We start from the raw sequence: 1,296 nt of genomic DNA on the forward strand, positions 1-1,296 counted from the left end.
CTCGATACACCACGGCTAGCCGAATTAAGCAGTACTGCTCCCAAAACAGCGAGGTGTCTAAACAAAGATAAAGGCACTCGGCTTCCCAGGTCGCCAAGGCCGCTTGAATCAGCGGTTTGTACAATCGGTGGATGTTGATGCGGCTATTGCCTAACCAGCGACGCACCCGTCTTTGTTTACTCTGGGCGTAGAGACCGCGACAGGGCAAGTAGGTTGTCCACTTTGTCAGGCTGACGCTGCCGGTTTGAATCAGCGCAAACACCATCCAACAGCAGGTCGTTAGATGCGATAGATGTGCCCAGGGGCAATCTTGACCCAGCCAGGCTTTCAAGGCATCGTAGAGGCGGGAGTTTTTTTCACAGCGTTCCTTTGGTTTTGAGTTGCATCTAAATCTTAGAACGCTGGCTCCCCCTCGCAACCTTTGCGGCTCTCAAGTCCCTGTATGACAGCGATTCAACCTGGCTATTGCATCTTTTGTCAGCCAATCAGGGGCTTCACCTCTGGGATTGATGAAAGCCAAAAGCTTTACGAGGCCGTTCGTGAAAAGCTAATACGCAAGTATCCTCTGATCTCAATTGGTTGGATGAACCACGACACTCCCCTGATCGATTGGACCCAACCTAATATGGCAACGGCAGGTCAAAACATTATTGACTTAGGTGCCACAGCTTTAGTGATGATGCCAATTGGTTTTGCAACCGAAAACCATGAGACGCTTCTAGATGTAGACCATATCATCCATAGCCTGCGCCGCAAAAATCCTCAGGTTACCTATGTTCAGATGGACTGCGTTAATGACCACCCTGAGTTTTTGCAGATGGTCGCAGATTGGGCGGATTCAGAGATTCAGGCTCTGCTAGAAGCTGCGCCGCTAAGCGTCAATCCAGCTCTCAAGCAGGAAAGTGCTGAGCATACCCATCACGGTCATAGTCACCACAGCCACGGACATCACAGCCACGGGCACCATAGCCACCAACGTCATGACCACAGTTCCAATGAACATAACCATAGTCACAATCATGACAGCCATAACCACGAACATGGCTCGCACAGTGAAAACGTCAACCCCGATCCTGAAGTAGCGTCTGCGGGGAGAGCAACCGTGCACGGCCACCCTCACTAGCCGCTAAAATTCACTATCCTGTAGAGAGACTTCTATTTAGAGATATCTACTTTCTCTACATTCATGCGCCTGTCCCTTTCTCGTCCGATGAAACGTCCGCTGCCTTGGTTAATGGGGCTAGGATTAGTTGGCTTGATAGGGGCAGGCGTAGTGGCATTTTCTGTAGCCAGGCG

General features: G+C 50.8%; 1 protein-coding gene and 1 pseudogene. One reads left to right on the top strand and one right to left on the bottom strand.

The window, feature by feature from the left end; genetic code table 11:
• Positions 1–265 (bottom strand): annotated as a pseudogene (locus tag S7335_RS29125) (transposase); the annotation flags it as partial.
• A gap of 177 nt (positions 266–442) precedes the next feature.
• On the opposite strand from S7335_RS29125, the gene S7335_RS29130 reads away from it, so the two are divergent.
• Positions 443–1,123 carry a ferrochelatase gene (locus tag S7335_RS29130; protein ID WP_006458997.1) on the top strand — a complete coding sequence of 227 codons (681 nt, stop codon included), beginning with the start codon at positions 443–445 and terminating at the stop codon, positions 1,121–1,123.
• Positions 1,124–1,296: the final 173 nt, after the last annotated feature.

Source organism: Synechococcus sp. PCC 7335, from assembly GCF_000155595.1.
Classification (GTDB): Bacteria; Cyanobacteriota; Cyanobacteriia; order Phormidesmidales; family Phormidesmidaceae; genus Phormidesmis.